This is a genomic window from Enterobacter sp. CPE_E890 (genome assembly GCF_046521475.1).
GTDB lineage: Bacteria > Pseudomonadota > Gammaproteobacteria > Enterobacterales > Enterobacteriaceae > Enterobacter > Enterobacter adelaidei.
On record NZ_JBKFZW010000001.1, the window covers coordinates 1,611,636 to 1,625,959 of the forward strand.

Annotated in this window: 12 protein-coding genes; 6 read left to right on the forward strand and 6 right to left on the reverse strand. The window is 54.9% G+C overall.

Annotated features, from left to right (window positions below):
* The first annotated feature begins 100 nt into the window (after window positions 1-100).
* Window positions 101-1,216 carry a macrolide transporter subunit MacA gene (macA, locus tag ACLHV9_RS07970; RefSeq protein WP_028019266.1) on the forward strand — a complete coding sequence of 372 codons (1,116 nt, stop codon included), beginning with the start codon at window positions 101-103 and terminating at the stop codon, window positions 1,214-1,216.
* Window positions 1,213-3,153, forward strand: a complete 1,941-nt coding sequence (gene macB / locus ACLHV9_RS07975; RefSeq protein WP_407220368.1) for a macrolide ABC transporter ATP-binding protein/permease MacB — start codon at window positions 1,213-1,215, stop codon at window positions 3,151-3,153. Before macA ends, macB begins: the two co-directional genes overlap by 4 nt.
* A 70-nt stretch (window positions 3,154-3,223) precedes the next feature.
* Here the strand turns inward: macB and cspD are convergent, their stop codons facing one another.
* A complete protein-coding gene (cspD, locus tag ACLHV9_RS07980; RefSeq protein ID WP_008499993.1) occupies window positions 3,224-3,445 on the reverse strand; it encodes a cold shock-like protein CspD in 222 nt (73 codons plus the stop codon).
* A 267-nt stretch (window positions 3,446-3,712) separates the two neighbouring features.
* On the opposite strand from cspD, the gene clpS reads away from it, so the two are divergent.
* From clpS to ACLHV9_RS07995, 3 genes are all read left to right on the forward strand, one after another.
* Window positions 3,713-4,033: an ATP-dependent Clp protease adapter ClpS gene (gene clpS, locus ACLHV9_RS07985; RefSeq protein ID WP_006174393.1), complete on the forward strand. Its 321-nt coding sequence runs from the start codon at window positions 3,713-3,715 to the stop codon at window positions 4,031-4,033.
* Between the two features lie 27 nt (window positions 4,034-4,060).
* Complete coding sequence (clpA, locus tag ACLHV9_RS07990; protein WP_108090356.1) at window positions 4,061-6,343, forward strand: ATP-dependent Clp protease ATP-binding subunit ClpA; 2,283 nt, start codon at window positions 4,061-4,063, stop codon at window positions 6,341-6,343.
* A gap of 470 nt (window positions 6,344-6,813) precedes the next feature.
* Window positions 6,814-7,275 carry a hypothetical protein gene (locus ACLHV9_RS07995; protein WP_028019263.1) on the forward strand — a complete coding sequence of 154 codons (462 nt, stop codon included), beginning with the start codon at window positions 6,814-6,816 and terminating at the stop codon, window positions 7,273-7,275.
* Between the two features lie 71 nt (window positions 7,276-7,346).
* Here ACLHV9_RS07995 and infA read toward each other — a convergent pair whose 3' ends face one another.
* The 5 genes from infA to trxB all read right to left on the reverse strand — a co-directional run bounded on the left by infA (window position 7,347) and on the right by trxB (window position 13,171).
* A complete protein-coding gene (infA, locus tag ACLHV9_RS08000) occupies window positions 7,347-7,565 on the reverse strand; it encodes a translation initiation factor IF-1 (protein ID WP_002211347.1) in 219 nt (72 codons plus the stop codon).
* Window positions 7,566-7,849: 284 nt separating this feature from the next.
* A complete protein-coding gene (gene aat / locus ACLHV9_RS08005; RefSeq protein ID WP_108090355.1) occupies window positions 7,850-8,554 on the reverse strand; it encodes a leucyl/phenylalanyl-tRNA--protein transferase in 705 nt (234 codons plus the stop codon).
* A gap of 46 nt (window positions 8,555-8,600) precedes the next feature.
* Window positions 8,601-10,322 (reverse strand): heme ABC transporter ATP-binding protein/permease CydC, encoded by a 1,722-nt coding sequence (cydC, locus tag ACLHV9_RS08010; RefSeq protein ID WP_108090354.1) that lies wholly within the window; start codon window positions 10,320-10,322, stop codon window positions 8,601-8,603.
* Window positions 10,322-12,088, reverse strand: a complete 1,767-nt coding sequence (gene cydD, locus ACLHV9_RS08015) for a heme ABC transporter permease/ATP-binding protein CydD (RefSeq protein ID WP_108090353.1) — start codon at window positions 12,086-12,088, stop codon at window positions 10,322-10,324. Before cydD ends, cydC begins: the two co-directional genes overlap by 1 nt.
* A gap of 114 nt (window positions 12,089-12,202) precedes the next feature.
* A complete protein-coding gene (gene trxB / locus ACLHV9_RS08020; RefSeq protein ID WP_049005462.1) occupies window positions 12,203-13,171 on the reverse strand; it encodes a thioredoxin-disulfide reductase in 969 nt (322 codons plus the stop codon).
* Between the two features lie 544 nt (window positions 13,172-13,715).
* On the opposite strand from trxB, the gene lrp reads away from it, so the two are divergent.
* Window positions 13,716-14,210 carry a leucine-responsive transcriptional regulator Lrp gene (gene lrp, locus ACLHV9_RS08025; RefSeq protein WP_000228469.1) on the forward strand — a complete coding sequence of 165 codons (495 nt, stop codon included), beginning with the start codon at window positions 13,716-13,718 and terminating at the stop codon, window positions 14,208-14,210.
* Window positions 14,211-14,324: the final 114 nt, after the last annotated feature.

Genomic DNA, 14,324 nt, shown 5'->3' on the forward strand with positions numbered 1-14,324 from the left:
TAAACAAATTGTGACGATTTCGGGAAACAGGGGTTTCGTTGAGGAGTCGTTTAGATAAAATCAACACTGATAATTGCCAGAACATTTATTTGGAATATTTATGAACCTCAAGGGAAAACGCAGAACGCTGTTTCTGCTGCTGGCGGTCGTGGTTTTGGTCGGCGGATACTGGCTCTGGCAGGTGCTTAATGCGCCGGTGCCGCAGTATCAGACACTGATTGTTCGTCCGGGTGAACTGCAGCAAAACGTCCTCGCAACGGGCAAACTTGACGCCCTGCGCAAGGTTGATGTCGGCGCTCAGGTCAGCGGCCAGTTGAAAACGTTGTCGGTAGAGATTGGCGACAAGGTGAAAAAAGGTCAGTTGCTTGGGGTAATCGACCCTGAACAGGCTGAGAACCAGATCCGTGAGGTGGAAGCGACGCTGATGGAACTGCGGGCGCAGCGTGCACAGGCACTGGCAGAGCGTAACCTCGCCCAGGTGACGCTCATCCGCCAGCAGGCGCTTGCCAAAACTCAGGCTATTTCGAAACAAGATTTAGATACTGCCACCACAGAACTGGCGGTCAAGCAGGCGCAGATTGGCACGATTGATGCACAAATCAAGCGCAATCAGGCCTCGCTGGATACGGCGAAAACCAACCTCGATTACACGCAAATTGTTGCCCCGATGGCCGGGGAAGTCACCCAGATCACGACGCTTCAGGGCCAGACGGTCATTGCGGCACAGCAGGCGCCAAACATTCTGACCCTGGCAGACATGAGCACCATGCTGGTGAAAGCCCAGGTCTCAGAAGCGGATGTGATCCATCTTAAACCGGGGCAGAATGCCTGGTTTACGGTGCTTGGCGATCCGCAGACGCGTTATGAAGGCGTGCTAAAAGATATTCTGCCGACGCCGGAAAAGGTCAACGACGCCATTTTCTACTATGCCCGTTTTGAGGTGCCCAACCCGCAGGGCGTTCTGCGTCTGGACATGACCGCACAGGTGCATATTCAGCTCACCGGCGTGAAAAACGTGCTGACCATTCCACTCTCCGCGCTGGGTGAATCCACTGGCGAGGGCCGTTATAAGGTGAAGGTACTGCGCAATGGCGAAACTCGCGATCGAGAAGTGGTGATCGGCGCGCGTAACGATACTGACGTGGTGGTGACGAAAGGGCTGGAAGAGGGTGAGGAGGTTGTCACCAGCGAAAGCCTGCCAGGAGCGCCTAAATGACGGCGCTGCTTGAGCTGAACGACATCCGTCGCAGCTACCCGTCGGGCGACGGCCCGGTGGAGGTGCTGAAGGGGATCTCGTTACGCGTCGAGGCTGGCGAGATGGTGGCGATTGTCGGGGCGTCCGGTTCCGGTAAATCGACGCTGATGAATATTCTCGGTTGCCTGGATAAACCCACCAGCGGTACCTATCGCGTGGCGGGAACGGATGTCTCCACGCTTGATGGTGACGCGCTTGCAAAACTGCGGCGCGAACACTTTGGTTTTATCTTCCAGCGTTATCACCTGCTTTCTCATTTAAGTGCGGCACAGAACGTGGAAGTGCCCGCGGTCTATGCGGGCGTGGAGCGTAAAAAGCGTCTGGAGCGGGCGCAAGCGTTATTAACGCGTTTGGGGCTGGCAGAACGGGTGGAATATCAACCGTCTCAGCTTTCCGGCGGTCAGCAGCAGCGAGTCAGTATTGCCCGTGCGCTGATGAACGGTGGACAGGTGATCCTCGCGGATGAGCCGACCGGCGCGCTCGACAGCCATTCGGGTGAAGAGGTCATGGCGATCCTCCATCAGTTGCGCGATCAGGGGCACACGGTGATTATCGTGACGCATGACCCACAGGTCGCGGCGCAGGCGGAGCGGATCGTTGAGATCCACGACGGCGAGCTGGTCAGCAACCCGCCACCGCGACAGACCAGAGCGGCAGCACCGAAAGAAGCCTTGCCTGCGTCAACCGGTTGGGGGCAATTTTCCAGTGGCTTTCGCGAAGCGCTGACCATGGCCTGGCTGGCGATGGCGGCCAACAAAATGCGCACCTTGCTGACGATGCTCGGCATTATCATTGGTATCGCCTCGGTGGTGTCGATTGTGGTGGTGGGCGATGCCGCCAAGCAGCTGGTGCTGGCCGATATTCGCGCCATCGGCACCAATACTATTGACGTCTATCCCGGCAAAGACTTTGGCGACGACGAGCCACAGTATCAGCAGGCGCTGAAATATAACGATCTGGAGGCTATTCAGAAGCAGCCGTGGGTGAACTCCGCCACGCCTGCGGTTTCGCAAAACCTGCGTCTGCGCGTGGGCAACGTTGACGTGGCCGCCAGCGCGAATGGCGTGAGTGGAGACTATTTCAACGTCTACGGCATGACCTTCAGTGAAGGCGCTACCTTCAACGCCGAGCAGCTGGCGGGTAGGGCACAGGTGGTGGTGCTGGACGCGAACTTACGCAGGCAACTCTTCCCCAATAAAACCAACGTGGTGGGTGAGGTGATCCTGGTAGGGAATATGCCTGCCACCGTCATTGGCGTGGCGGAAGAGAAGCAGTCGATGTTTGGCAGCAGTAAGATCCTGCGCGTCTGGCTGCCCTATACCACCATCTCAGGGCGGATCATGGGGCAATCCTGGCTCAACTCCATCACCGTGCGCGTGAAGGAAGGCTACGACAGTGCCCGGGCCGAGCAGCAGCTGGAACAACTGCTTACGTTACGTCACGGAAAGAAAGATTTCTTCACCTGGAATATGGACGGCCTCTTGAAAACGGCTGAAAAGACCACACGTACTCTTCAGCTGTTCCTGACGCTGGTGGCAGTGATCTCGCTGGTGGTGGGTGGCATTGGGGTGATGAATATCATGCTGGTGTCGGTGACCGAACGCACGCGGGAGATTGGCATCCGTATGGCGGTCGGGGCCCGGGCCAGCGATGTGCTCCAGCAGTTTTTGATTGAAGCGGTGCTGGTGTGTCTGGTCGGCGGTGCAATGGGCATTGCGCTCTCGATGATGATCGCGTTTGCGCTCCAGCTCTTTTTACCCGGCTGGGAGATTGGTTTCTCACCTCTGGCTATTCTTACCGCATTTTTGTGTTCGACATTTACCGGCATTTTGTTTGGCTGGTTGCCGGCCCGCAACGCGGCGCGGCTGGATCCGGTTGATGCGCTGGCCCGCGAATAGGCTGAAAATAAAAATGCCAGCCGATCGGGCTGGCATTTTGACTGCGGGATGTACACAATAAAACAGAGAGCTATGCAACCGTCTCTGCTTCAATGGGTACGATAAGGCTTGCATGATTGCCTTTTGGTCCCTGGTGTACATCGAACCGGACGGACTGCCCGGCTTTGAGCGTTCTGTAACCATCCATCTGAATGGTGGAATAGTGAGCGAAGATATCCTCGCCGCCGCCTTCGGGGCAGATGAAACCAAACCCTTTGGCGTTGTTGAACCACTTAACAGTACCCATTTCCATGCTTCGACATCCTTCGTAAATCTTATAAATTAAGATGGAATGAACCGGTGGTGGAGTGGGGGCTGTTCAAAACCTCGCCATCTCACGCTTGTACAATTTAGAGAAACGAAAGAAGTCGTCAAGCGTTTGGGGCTGGAGATGGGACAATAATCAACCAAAGTTTGAAGCAGTTAACGCTATTGCAACAGTTTGTGACAGACATCGCGGATGACAGTAATAGATGATTGTTATCTAACATCTGAGGTAGATTCAAAGTGGTTATGCATAATGGGTAAGACCAACGATTGGCTGGATTTCGACCAGCTGGCGGAAGACAAAGTGCGCGACGCGCTAAAACCGCCATCTATGTATAAAGTTATGTTAATGAACGATGATTACACGCCGATGGAATTTGTTATTGACGTGCTACAAAAGTTCTTTTCTTATGATGTAGAACGTGCAACGCAACTGATGCTTACCGTTCATTATCGTGGTAAAGCGATCTGCGGCATCTTTACTGCTGAAGTCGCGGAAACCAAAGTGGCGATGGTGAACGACTACGCGAGGGAGAACGAGCATCCGTTGCTGTGTACGCTGGAAAAGGCCTGATAAGGCATAAAATTGGGGGAGGTGCCTATGCTCAATCAAGAACTGGAACTCAGTTTAAACATGGCTTTCGCCAGAGCGCGTGAGCACCGACATGAGTTTATGACCGTCGAGCATTTACTGCTCGCACTGCTTAGCAACCCATCTGCCCGCGAAGCGCTGGAAGCCTGCTCCGTGGATCTGGTGGCGCTACGTCAGGAACTCGAAGCCTTCATCGAACAAACCACACCGGTGCTGCCAGCCAGTGAAGAAGAGCGCGACACGCAGCCGACGCTCAGCTTCCAGCGTGTATTGCAGCGCGCGGTTTTCCACGTCCAGTCTTCCGGACGTAGCGAAGTAACTGGCGCAAACGTCTTAGTCGCCATCTTCAGCGAGCAGGAGTCACAGGCTGCCTACCTGCTGCGCAAACACGAAGTCAGCCGCCTCGATGTGGTTAACTTTATTTCTCACGGAACGCGCAAAGACGAGACTAACCAGGCATCGGATTCCAGCAATCAGGTCAATAACAATAATGAAGAGCAAGCAGGCGGGGAGGATCGTATGGAAAACTTCACCACCAACCTTAACCAGCTTGCTCGCGTTGGCGGTATCGACCCGCTGATTGGCCGCGATAAAGAGCTGGAGCGCGCGATCCAGGTGCTGTGCCGTCGTCGCAAGAACAACCCGCTGCTGGTGGGGGAATCTGGCGTGGGTAAAACCGCGATTGCCGAAGGCCTGGCCTGGCGTATCGTGCAGGGCGACGTGCCGGAAGTGATTGCCGACTGCACCATCTACTCGCTGGATATCGGCTCGCTGCTGGCGGGCACGAAATACCGCGGTGATTTTGAAAAACGCTTCAAGGCGCTGTTAAAGCAGCTGGAGCAGGACACCAACAGCATCCTGTTTATTGATGAAATCCATACCATCATCGGTGCGGGTGCGGCCTCCGGTGGCCAGGTGGATGCCGCGAACCTGATCAAACCGCTGCTCTCCAGCGGCAAGATCCGCGTGATTGGCTCCACCACCTACCAGGAGTTCAGCAACATCTTTGAGAAAGACCGTGCCCTGGCGCGCCGCTTCCAGAAAATCGACGTGACCGAACCGTCCGTCGAGGAGACGGTGCAGATCATCAATGGCCTGAAGCCGAAGTACGAAGCGCACCACGACGTGCGTTACACCGCGAAAGCGGTACGTGCGGCGGTGGAGCTGGCGGTGAAATACATCAACGACCGTCATCTGCCGGATAAGGCGATTGACGTGATTGATGAGGCAGGGGCGCGTGCGCGCCTGATGCCGGCCAGCAAGCGTAAGAAAACCGTTAACGTGGCGGATATTGAGTCTGTAGTCGCCCGTATCGCGCGTATCCCTGAGAAGAGCGTTTCTCAGAGCGACCGCGACACGCTGCGCACCCTCGGCAATCGCCTGAAAATGCTGGTCTTTGGTCAGGATAAAGCCATTGAGGCCTTAACCGAAGCGATCAAGATGGCACGCGCTGGGCTGGGACATGACCACAAGCCAGTCGGTTCCTTCCTGTTCGCCGGTCCAACCGGTGTCGGGAAAACCGAGGTGACAGTACAGCTCTCCAAAGCCCTGGGCATTGAGCTGCTGCGTTTTGATATGTCCGAGTATATGGAGCGTCACACCGTCAGCCGTTTGATTGGTGCGCCTCCGGGCTATGTGGGCTTTGACCAGGGCGGTCTGCTGACCGACGCGGTGATCAAGCATCCGCACGCGGTACTGCTGCTCGATGAAATCGAGAAAGCGCACCCGGACGTGTTCAACATCCTGCTGCAGGTGATGGACAATGGGACGCTGACCGACAACAACGGGCGCAAGGCGGACTTCCGCAACGTGGTGCTGGTGATGACCACCAACGCCGGTGTGCGTGAAACCGAGCGTAAATCCATCGGCCTCATCCACCAGGATAACAGCACCGATGCTATGGAAGAGATCAAGAAGATCTTTACGCCGGAATTCCGTAACCGTCTGGACAACATTATCTGGTTCGATCACTTGTCTACCGAGGTGATCCATCAGGTAGTGGATAAGTTCATCGTCGAACTGCAGGTTCAGCTGGATCAGAAAGGCGTGTCGCTGGAAGTGAGCCAGGAGGCCCGCAACTGGCTGGCTGAGAAAGGCTATGACCGTGCGATGGGTGCCCGTCCAATGGCGCGTGTGATTCAGGACAACCTGAAGAAACCGCTGGCGAACGAACTGCTGTTTGGCTCGCTGGTGGATGGCGGCCAGGTGACGGTGGCGCTGGATCAGGCGAAGAATGAGCTGACGTATGATTTCCAGAGCGCGGCGAAGCACAAGCCGGAAGCGGCTCACTGAGTGAGTTGAACGTTAATGTTAAAAACCGGGCTTTTGCCCGGTTTTTTTATGCCTGCCAAGGTAAAAGCAAAACGACAACAGTGTTGTCGTTTTTAGTGTTTTCTCCCTCTCCCTGTGGGAGAGGGTTGGGGTGAGGGCAACAGACCGCAGAGGAATTTTGCGAGGCGCTTTCCAGTTTCCTTCGAAGTCAGTTGCTGGATAAAACCACAGTAATAAAATGGCGTCGCACCTGCAAAATCAGGTGCCGGGATTGGCGTCCTGATTACACACATATGGAAAGATGTTGCCAACGCAACGTCACTGGTTTCGTTCACTCTTTTTTTAGCTGCGGTATAATCCGTATCTTCAAATATGGTGGGCTGAACCGGGGCTTCTTTTGAAGCGCCGATTTTCCATATGGTCGGTACGCCAAACCGGTTCAGTCTGCCACCCGAAGTTGGCGTTTCTGGTGGTAGTTTTCAGCTCTTAATATGGAAATTATGAATATGGAAAACCAGTCTATCTCCCAACTCTACAGCGAACTCTCCCTCAACCCCGATCTCCCAACCCTTGCAGAGCGCTGCAAATTGCTCACCGAAATCCTCCTCGATTGCACATCACTCCCACAAACGCAGCCCATCTGTCGCTGCCTTGGGGCGTATCTGGAAGAAATGAAATCCGGCCTTACAGAGTCAATGCGTGATTTTCAGGTGGTGGAATTTGAGGACGAAGCGGAACAACCGAGACAAAAAGAGTGGCTGCTTGAAGGCACCGAAGCACAGTGTGATTACTGTCGGGCGTTAAACCACATACTGCTGGTATCGCATTTTGACCGCGATATGTTGCCGCACCTCACGGGATTACTCCATGACATGGCTCATTCTATGGCGGGGGATTTAATCGCTCCTGTACAACCGTGGATGACAATACATCTTCCGACGCAGCATAACTAAAGCCATAAATAAAAAAGGCCGGGATTATCCCGACCTTTTAAATATTCATCTGCCATTACAGGCGAAAACAATTAGCGACTACGGAAGACAATGCGGCCTTTGCTCAGGTCGTACGGGGTCAGTTCAACAGTCACTTTGTCGCCCGTCAAAATGCGGATGTAGTTTTTGCGCATTTTACCGGAGATGTGCGCAGTTACCACGTGACCGTTTTCCAGTTCTACGCGAAACATGGTATTAGGCAACGTATCAAGTACGGTACCCTGCATTTCAATATTGTCTTCTTTGGCCATCTAATCCTCTGGGGTATCACTACCAAGTTTTGAACCGGCAAGATAATGCCGAAATTCATCAATTAAGTAAAGAATTGCGCGATTAAAACGCAGCAAAACAGTTTCGGCGCATTGCCCAAGCGTCACGGTACAACCGAACAGGAAGCGCATTCGTAAAGGGGAGACGACAGGATAAACGTCAGGACGTTATCTGAAGCGAGGGTCCCAAACGGCGGCGGGGCAACAGGCAGAAGCTACTCTGCGGCATAATTATAACACCCTCACAAAAAATATGCGGAAAACATTTAGGCATTGGGCAGAAAGAGCGTTCTCGGTATCCAGAAGTCGCGCGGGAGCTTCTCCTGACGGCTGGCATCCAGATGCTCGATATACTGGCGTCGAGGGATTTCAACGGCTCCCAGGGAGGCTGTGTGCTCATTGAGAACCTGACAATCGATCAGACGTCCGCCGCGCTGGGAAAACTCCTGACAGAAGACCAGCAGCGCGGTTTTCGAGCCATTAACTGCTCTGGAGAACATGGATTCGCCGCAAAAAAGCGTCCCTTGCGCGACGCCATACATGCCGCCGACGAGCTCACTACCTTCCCATACCTCGATGGAGTGGGCGTAACCCAGCTCATGGAGCTGGTGGTAAGCGGTAATGATATCGCGCGTTATCCATGTCCCTTCATAGCGGTCTTCAGCACAGCCTTCAATCACCTGACCAAAGGCGTGATTCAGGGTCACCCGATACGGTGATTTAGCGTGGAAACGCTTCATGCTGCGGCTCAGGTGAAACTGCGCAGGCCACAGTACGGCACGCGGATCGGGAGACCACCATAAAATCGGATCACCGGGGGAAAACCAGGGAAAAATACCTCGCTGGTAGGCCATTAACAGTCGTGCAGGACTGAGATCGCCACCAAGAGCCAGCAACCCATTGGGTTCACGTAGCGCCCCCTCCGGAGAAGGAAACGCAATATTATGACGAGAAAGCTGGACCAGGCGCATGACAGCAGAACTCCAATACGCGAGTGAGGATCGGTACAAATATAGTCTACAGACGCTGTTTAAACTGGTAGTAGCGACCCTGTTTCGCCAACAGTTCTGCGTGACTACCTTGCTCAATAATGTGTCCGTTGTCCATCACAATTATCTGATCAAAACTCGCCAGTCCGCGCAGGCGGTGCGTGACCATCAGCACGGTTTTACCGGTCATGACATTGGCCAGCAAATCAAGGATTTGGCTCTCGGTTGTGGCGTCCAGACCTTCCGTCGGTTCGTCCAGCAACATCAGCGGCGCATCGTGCAGCAGCGCGCGGGCAATCGCCAGACGGCGCAGCTCACCGCCGGAGAGCTGACGGCCACCTTCACCCAGCCAGCTGTTTAGCCCTGCATCTTCAAGCAACTTATGCAGTCCAACCTGTTCCAGCATGGCGCTCAGTTCTTCATCAGAGGCCTCTGGTGATGCCAGCAGCAGGTTATCGCGCAGTGTGGCGCTAAACAGATGCACGCGCTGCGGAACCACACTGACAGTTTTGCGCAGAGACTGTTCGCTGAAATCTGTCAGCAACGTATCATTGAAACGAATCTGACCGTGTTGCGGGTCCCAGGCGCGGGTCAGCAACTGTAACAGCGTCGATTTGCCACAGCCGGTACGGCCGAGTATGGCAATGCGCTGGCCAGCGTTTACCGCGAGATTCACACCTTCCAGTGCGTTCTGCGCCTGCTTGTCGTAAGCGAAAGTGACATTATCAAGCGTGAGCGCAACGTTCTCTGGCACCGCGGTCTGTGCGTCACTGAATGTGACTTCAGGTTCTTGCTCGGCGATCTGGGTGATGCGCAGGGCGGAGGCGATTACCTGTCCCAAATGCTGGAAAGCGCCTGTCACCGGTGCCAGCGCTTCAAATGCGGCCAGAGCACAGAACACGAAGAGGGCAATCAGAGGACCTGGCTGCGTATTACCGCCGATACCACCGGATGCCAGCCATAGCATAGCGATTACTGCCACGCCGCCGATTAACATCATCAGCGCCTGAGAGAAGGCCGTCAGTTCCGACTGGCGGCGCTGGGCTTCATGCCAGTTCAGCTCCGCACTTTCCATCTGCGCGCGGTAGCGCTTGCTGGCACCAAAAATGGTCAACTCGGCCTGCCCCTGAAGCCAGGAGGTCAGTTGCTGGCGGTAGTCCCCGCGCAGGCGCGTCAGGTTTTCCCCGGTGGATTTCCCGGCGCGGTAAAACAGCGGTGGCAAAATAATGAGCGTGAGCAACATGATCCCACCCAGCGTCAGCGCAACGGGAACATCCAGAACGGACAGTCCCAGCGTGACCACTACAATCACCACAAACGCGCCCACGATCGGGGATATCACGCGCAGGTAAAGGTGATCCAGCGTGTCGACATCCGCTACGACACGGTTAAGTAACTCACCCTGACGAAAACGCGCCAGCCCGGCAGGGGAGAGGGGCAGTAGTTTGCTGAAGGTGTAGATACGCAGGTGCTGCAGCACGCGGAAAGTGGCGTCGTGGCTGACCAGGCGTTCGAAATAGCGTCCGGCAGTACGGGTGATGGCGGTACCGCGAACCCCGGCGGCCGGAAGCATATAGTTGAAGCTGTATAATCCGGCAAACCCCGCGACGGCCGAAGCCGACAGGAACCAGCCGGAAAGGGTGAGCAGGCCGATACTGGCGAGCAGCGTCACAATCGCCAGCACAATCCCCAGTGTCAGCATCCATTTGTGGCGTTTATAGAGCGCAAGATAAGGCAGCAGAGCACGCATCAGATGTCCTCCTGACGATTCGCCAGCAGGGCGGCAAACGGTCCCTGCGCGGTAACGAGAGAGGCGTAATCGCCTTGCTCAACAATACGGCCGTTCTCCATAACCCAGATCTGGTCCCAGTCGGCAATGCCTTCCAGCTGATGGGTGACCATCAGGGTGGTTTGCTGCAGAGAGGCGTCATTCAGAGCATCCATTACGCGCTGCTCGCTGTGTGCATCCAGACTGGCTGCGGGCTCATCAAGCAGCATCAGCTGGCACGGGTTAAGCAGCGCACGGGCAACCGCCACACGCTGCGCCTGTCCGACCGACAGTCCGGCAGACTGGTCGCCGACCACGGTATCAACTCCTTGCGGAAGTTGCGGCAGAAATTCGCTGACCCATGCGCGGTCAAGGACAGATTGCAGTTCATCTTCTCGGGCATCCGGGCGCGCCAGCAGCACGTTTTCACGCAGCGTAGATGCCGGGAGCTGCGGGTTTTGGCCTACCCAACTGAGCTGTTTACGCCAGGCGTCAGGATCGAGGTTGCGCAGTTCCGTTTTGTTGATCCGCAGTGAACCTGTGTAGGCCATAAAACCGGATAGCGCATTCAGCAGCGAACTTTTCCCGGAACCGCTGGTGCCGACGATCACTACGCGTTGTCCGGCAGGTAAGGTAAAGTTCAGCGGACCTGCGAGCACTTTGCCTTCGGGTGACAAAATGGAAAAGTCCTGCGCTTCAATGGTCACGGGATCTTTAGCATTCAGCGTAATGTCACCCCGTTCCGGGTGTGCCAGCGGCGTTTCCAGGAATGTTTTCAGGCTGTCGGCCGCGCCAACCGCCTGTGCTTTAGCGTGATAGAAGGTCCCCAGATCGCGAAGCGGCTGGAAAAACTCCGGGGCCAGGATCAGTGCCAGGAAACCGGCAGAAAGGGTCACCGCCGTACCGTAATGGCCAAAATCCAACGCGCCGAGGTAGGAGAAGCCGAAATAGACCGCCACGAGGGCAATCGACAGCGAGGTGAAGAATTCAAGTACGCCTGAGGACAGGAAGGCGAGGCGTAACACTTCCATAGTGCGCTGACGGAAGTCCTGCGACGCCAGGCGAATATTTTCGGTTTCCGCTTCACCGCGGCCAAAAATGCGCAATGTTTCCATGCCGCGAAGACGGTCGAGGAAATGACCGCTCAGTCGACCCAGAGCCAGGAAGTTTCTGCGGTTGGCATCCGCTGCCCCCATCCCGACCAGCGCCATAAACAGCGGGATCAGCGGGGCGGTGCCCATCAGAATCAGCGCGGCCATCCAGTTCACCGGGAAGATGGCGAGCACAATAAGCAGCGGAACAAAGACGGCAAGAGCCATTTGCGGCAGGTAGCGCGCATAGTAGTCGTGCATATCGTCAATCTGCTCAAGAATCAGCGTCGCCCAGCTACCGGCCGGTTTACCCTGGATCCACGCGGGCCCGGCTTCCTGAAGGCGATCGAGCACCTGACGGCGGATCTCGTAGCGGATATGCTGTCCGGCGTGAAACCCGACACGCTCACGTAGCCATACCACCCAGGCTCGCAGGATAAAAATCAGGATCAGAACAATAAAGGGCAGCAGGAGCGCTTCGCGTGGAATGTTCTCCATGATCATATGATTAAGAATGCGGGCCAGCAGCCATGCCTGGGCAACAATCAACAGACCACTGACGAACCCAAGAATACGGGAGATCGTAAGCCAGCGGCGGGAAAGAACGCTTTGCTGTTTCAGCCAGCGTGTTAACTCTTGTTGACGGGTTTTTTCCATTGCGTACTTTGCAGGTGACGTTATTAGAAATTGGGCAGCGCAATGTTACAACGGTGAGACAATAAAGGCGACTTATCGCCGCCTTTATTTACGTTTGTTACTGACTTGTAAAGATTATTTACCTTGTTCAGCCAGTCCATCAAGGTAGCGTTCAGCGTCCAGCGCGGCCATACAGCCGGTGCCCGCTGAGGTAATCGCCTGACGATAAATATGGTCCATCACGTCACCAGCGGCGAACACGCCCGGGATGCTGGTCTGGGTCGCGTTGCCGTGAATACCAGACTGCACTTTGATGTAGCCGTTTTCCAGCTCCAGTTGACCGTCAAAGATCGCGGTGTTCGGGCTGTGGCCGATAGCCACAAACAGACCCGCCACTTCCAGCGTTTCAACATTATCGGTGTTCTGGGTATCACGGATACGCAGACCCGCAACGCCCATCTGATCGCCCGTTACCTCTTCCAGGGTACGATTGGTGTGCAGCACGATGTTGCCGCTTGCCACTTTATCCATCAGACGTTTGATCAGGATTTTTTCTGCGCGGAAGGTGTCGCGACGGTGGATCAGATGCACCTCAGAGGCAATGTTCGCCAGGTAGAGCGCTTCTTCCACTGCGGTGTTACCGCCGCCAATGACCGCGACTTTCTGATTGCGGTAGAAGAAACCGTCGCAGGTAGCGCATGCAGAAACGCCGCGGCCTTTGAATGCTTCTTCGGATGGCAGACCGAGGTAACGGGCAGAGGCACCGGTGGCGATGATCAGCGCGTCACAGGTGTATTCGCCGCTGTCACCCGTCAGGCGGAACGGACGGTTCTGCAGATCGACCTTATTGATGTGGTCGAACAGAATTTCGGTTTCGAATTTAGCGGCATGCTCGTGCATACGCTCCATCAGCAGCGGCCCGGTCAGGTCGTGCGGGTCGCCTGGCCAGTTTTCCACTTCGGTGGTGGTGGTCAGCTGACCGCCTTTTTCCATGCCGGTAATTAACACCGGTTGCAGGTTAGCGCGTGCAGCATAGACCGCCGCGGTATATCCCGCAGGTCCAGAACCAAGGATTAGCAGCTTACTGTGTTTAGCCGTGCCCATGAGATCCCCATTGTTGTTGGCAGACATTTGGCAGGATTGTAGGGAATTTGTTGCCGTAAAAAAAGAGCGCAGCAATTTTGATATCAATCTGTGTAATAGCCGCTGACGATGAATGGCGCGCGATAACATCGCGCTTTCCCTTGAAAAACGGTCGTTTGTAAGGCAATAAAATGAGGATTCATACCCTGCCGTAATGAATATCCGGCATGTTGTACTAAAAAACGATGTTTTGCTTTGACAATCCCCTGCGCTTTTGCGAAAACATTCAAGGAAGAAAAAAAACCGCGTTAACCGTGTGCCGCATAGGCATGCATGTAAATGCCATTTTTACCGGGTCAGTGAAATCTACGCATGGCGTGGACAGACGCCATACGTGATGTCGGTGACTGCCTTCGGGCAACGGTCTTCTTACCAACAGAACCCGAATCCGCATCGCGTCTAATACAAAACCAGGCGATGTGATGACTAACGGGTACAGGCTCTGAACAGTGATGTGCACAGGGTCCAGGCAGGAGTAGGGAAGGAATACAGAGAGACAATAATAATGGTAGATAGCAAGAAGCGCCCTGGCAAAGATCTCGACCGTATCGATCGTAACATTCTTAATGAATTGCAAAAGGATGGGCGTATTTCCAACGTCGAGCTTTCAAAACGTGTGGGACTTTCCCCGACGCCATGCCTTGAGCGTGTGCGCCGACTGGAAAGACAGGGTTTCATTCAGGGCTATACTGCTCTGCTGAACCCGCATTATCTGGATGCCTCACTTCTGGTATTTGTTGAGATTACTCTGAATCGTGGTGCGCCGGATGTGTTTGAGCAATTTAACGCTGCTGTACAAAAACTTGAAGAAATTCAAGAGTGTCACCTGGTGTCCGGTGATTTCGACTACCTGTTGAAAACCCGTGTGCCGGATATGTCCGCCTACCGTAAGCTGCTGGGTGAGACCCTGCTGCGTCTGCCGGGCGTGAACGACACCCGTACTTATGTGGTGATGGAAGAGGTCAAACAGAGCAATCGTCTGGTTATTAAGACGCGCTAACACGGAACAGGTGCAAAATCAGCGTAGTTTGATTACACTCCTGTTAATCCATACAGCAACAGTGCCGGGGAGTCCCGGCGCTGTTGTCCGTTTTAGCAAACAGGCAGGATATGC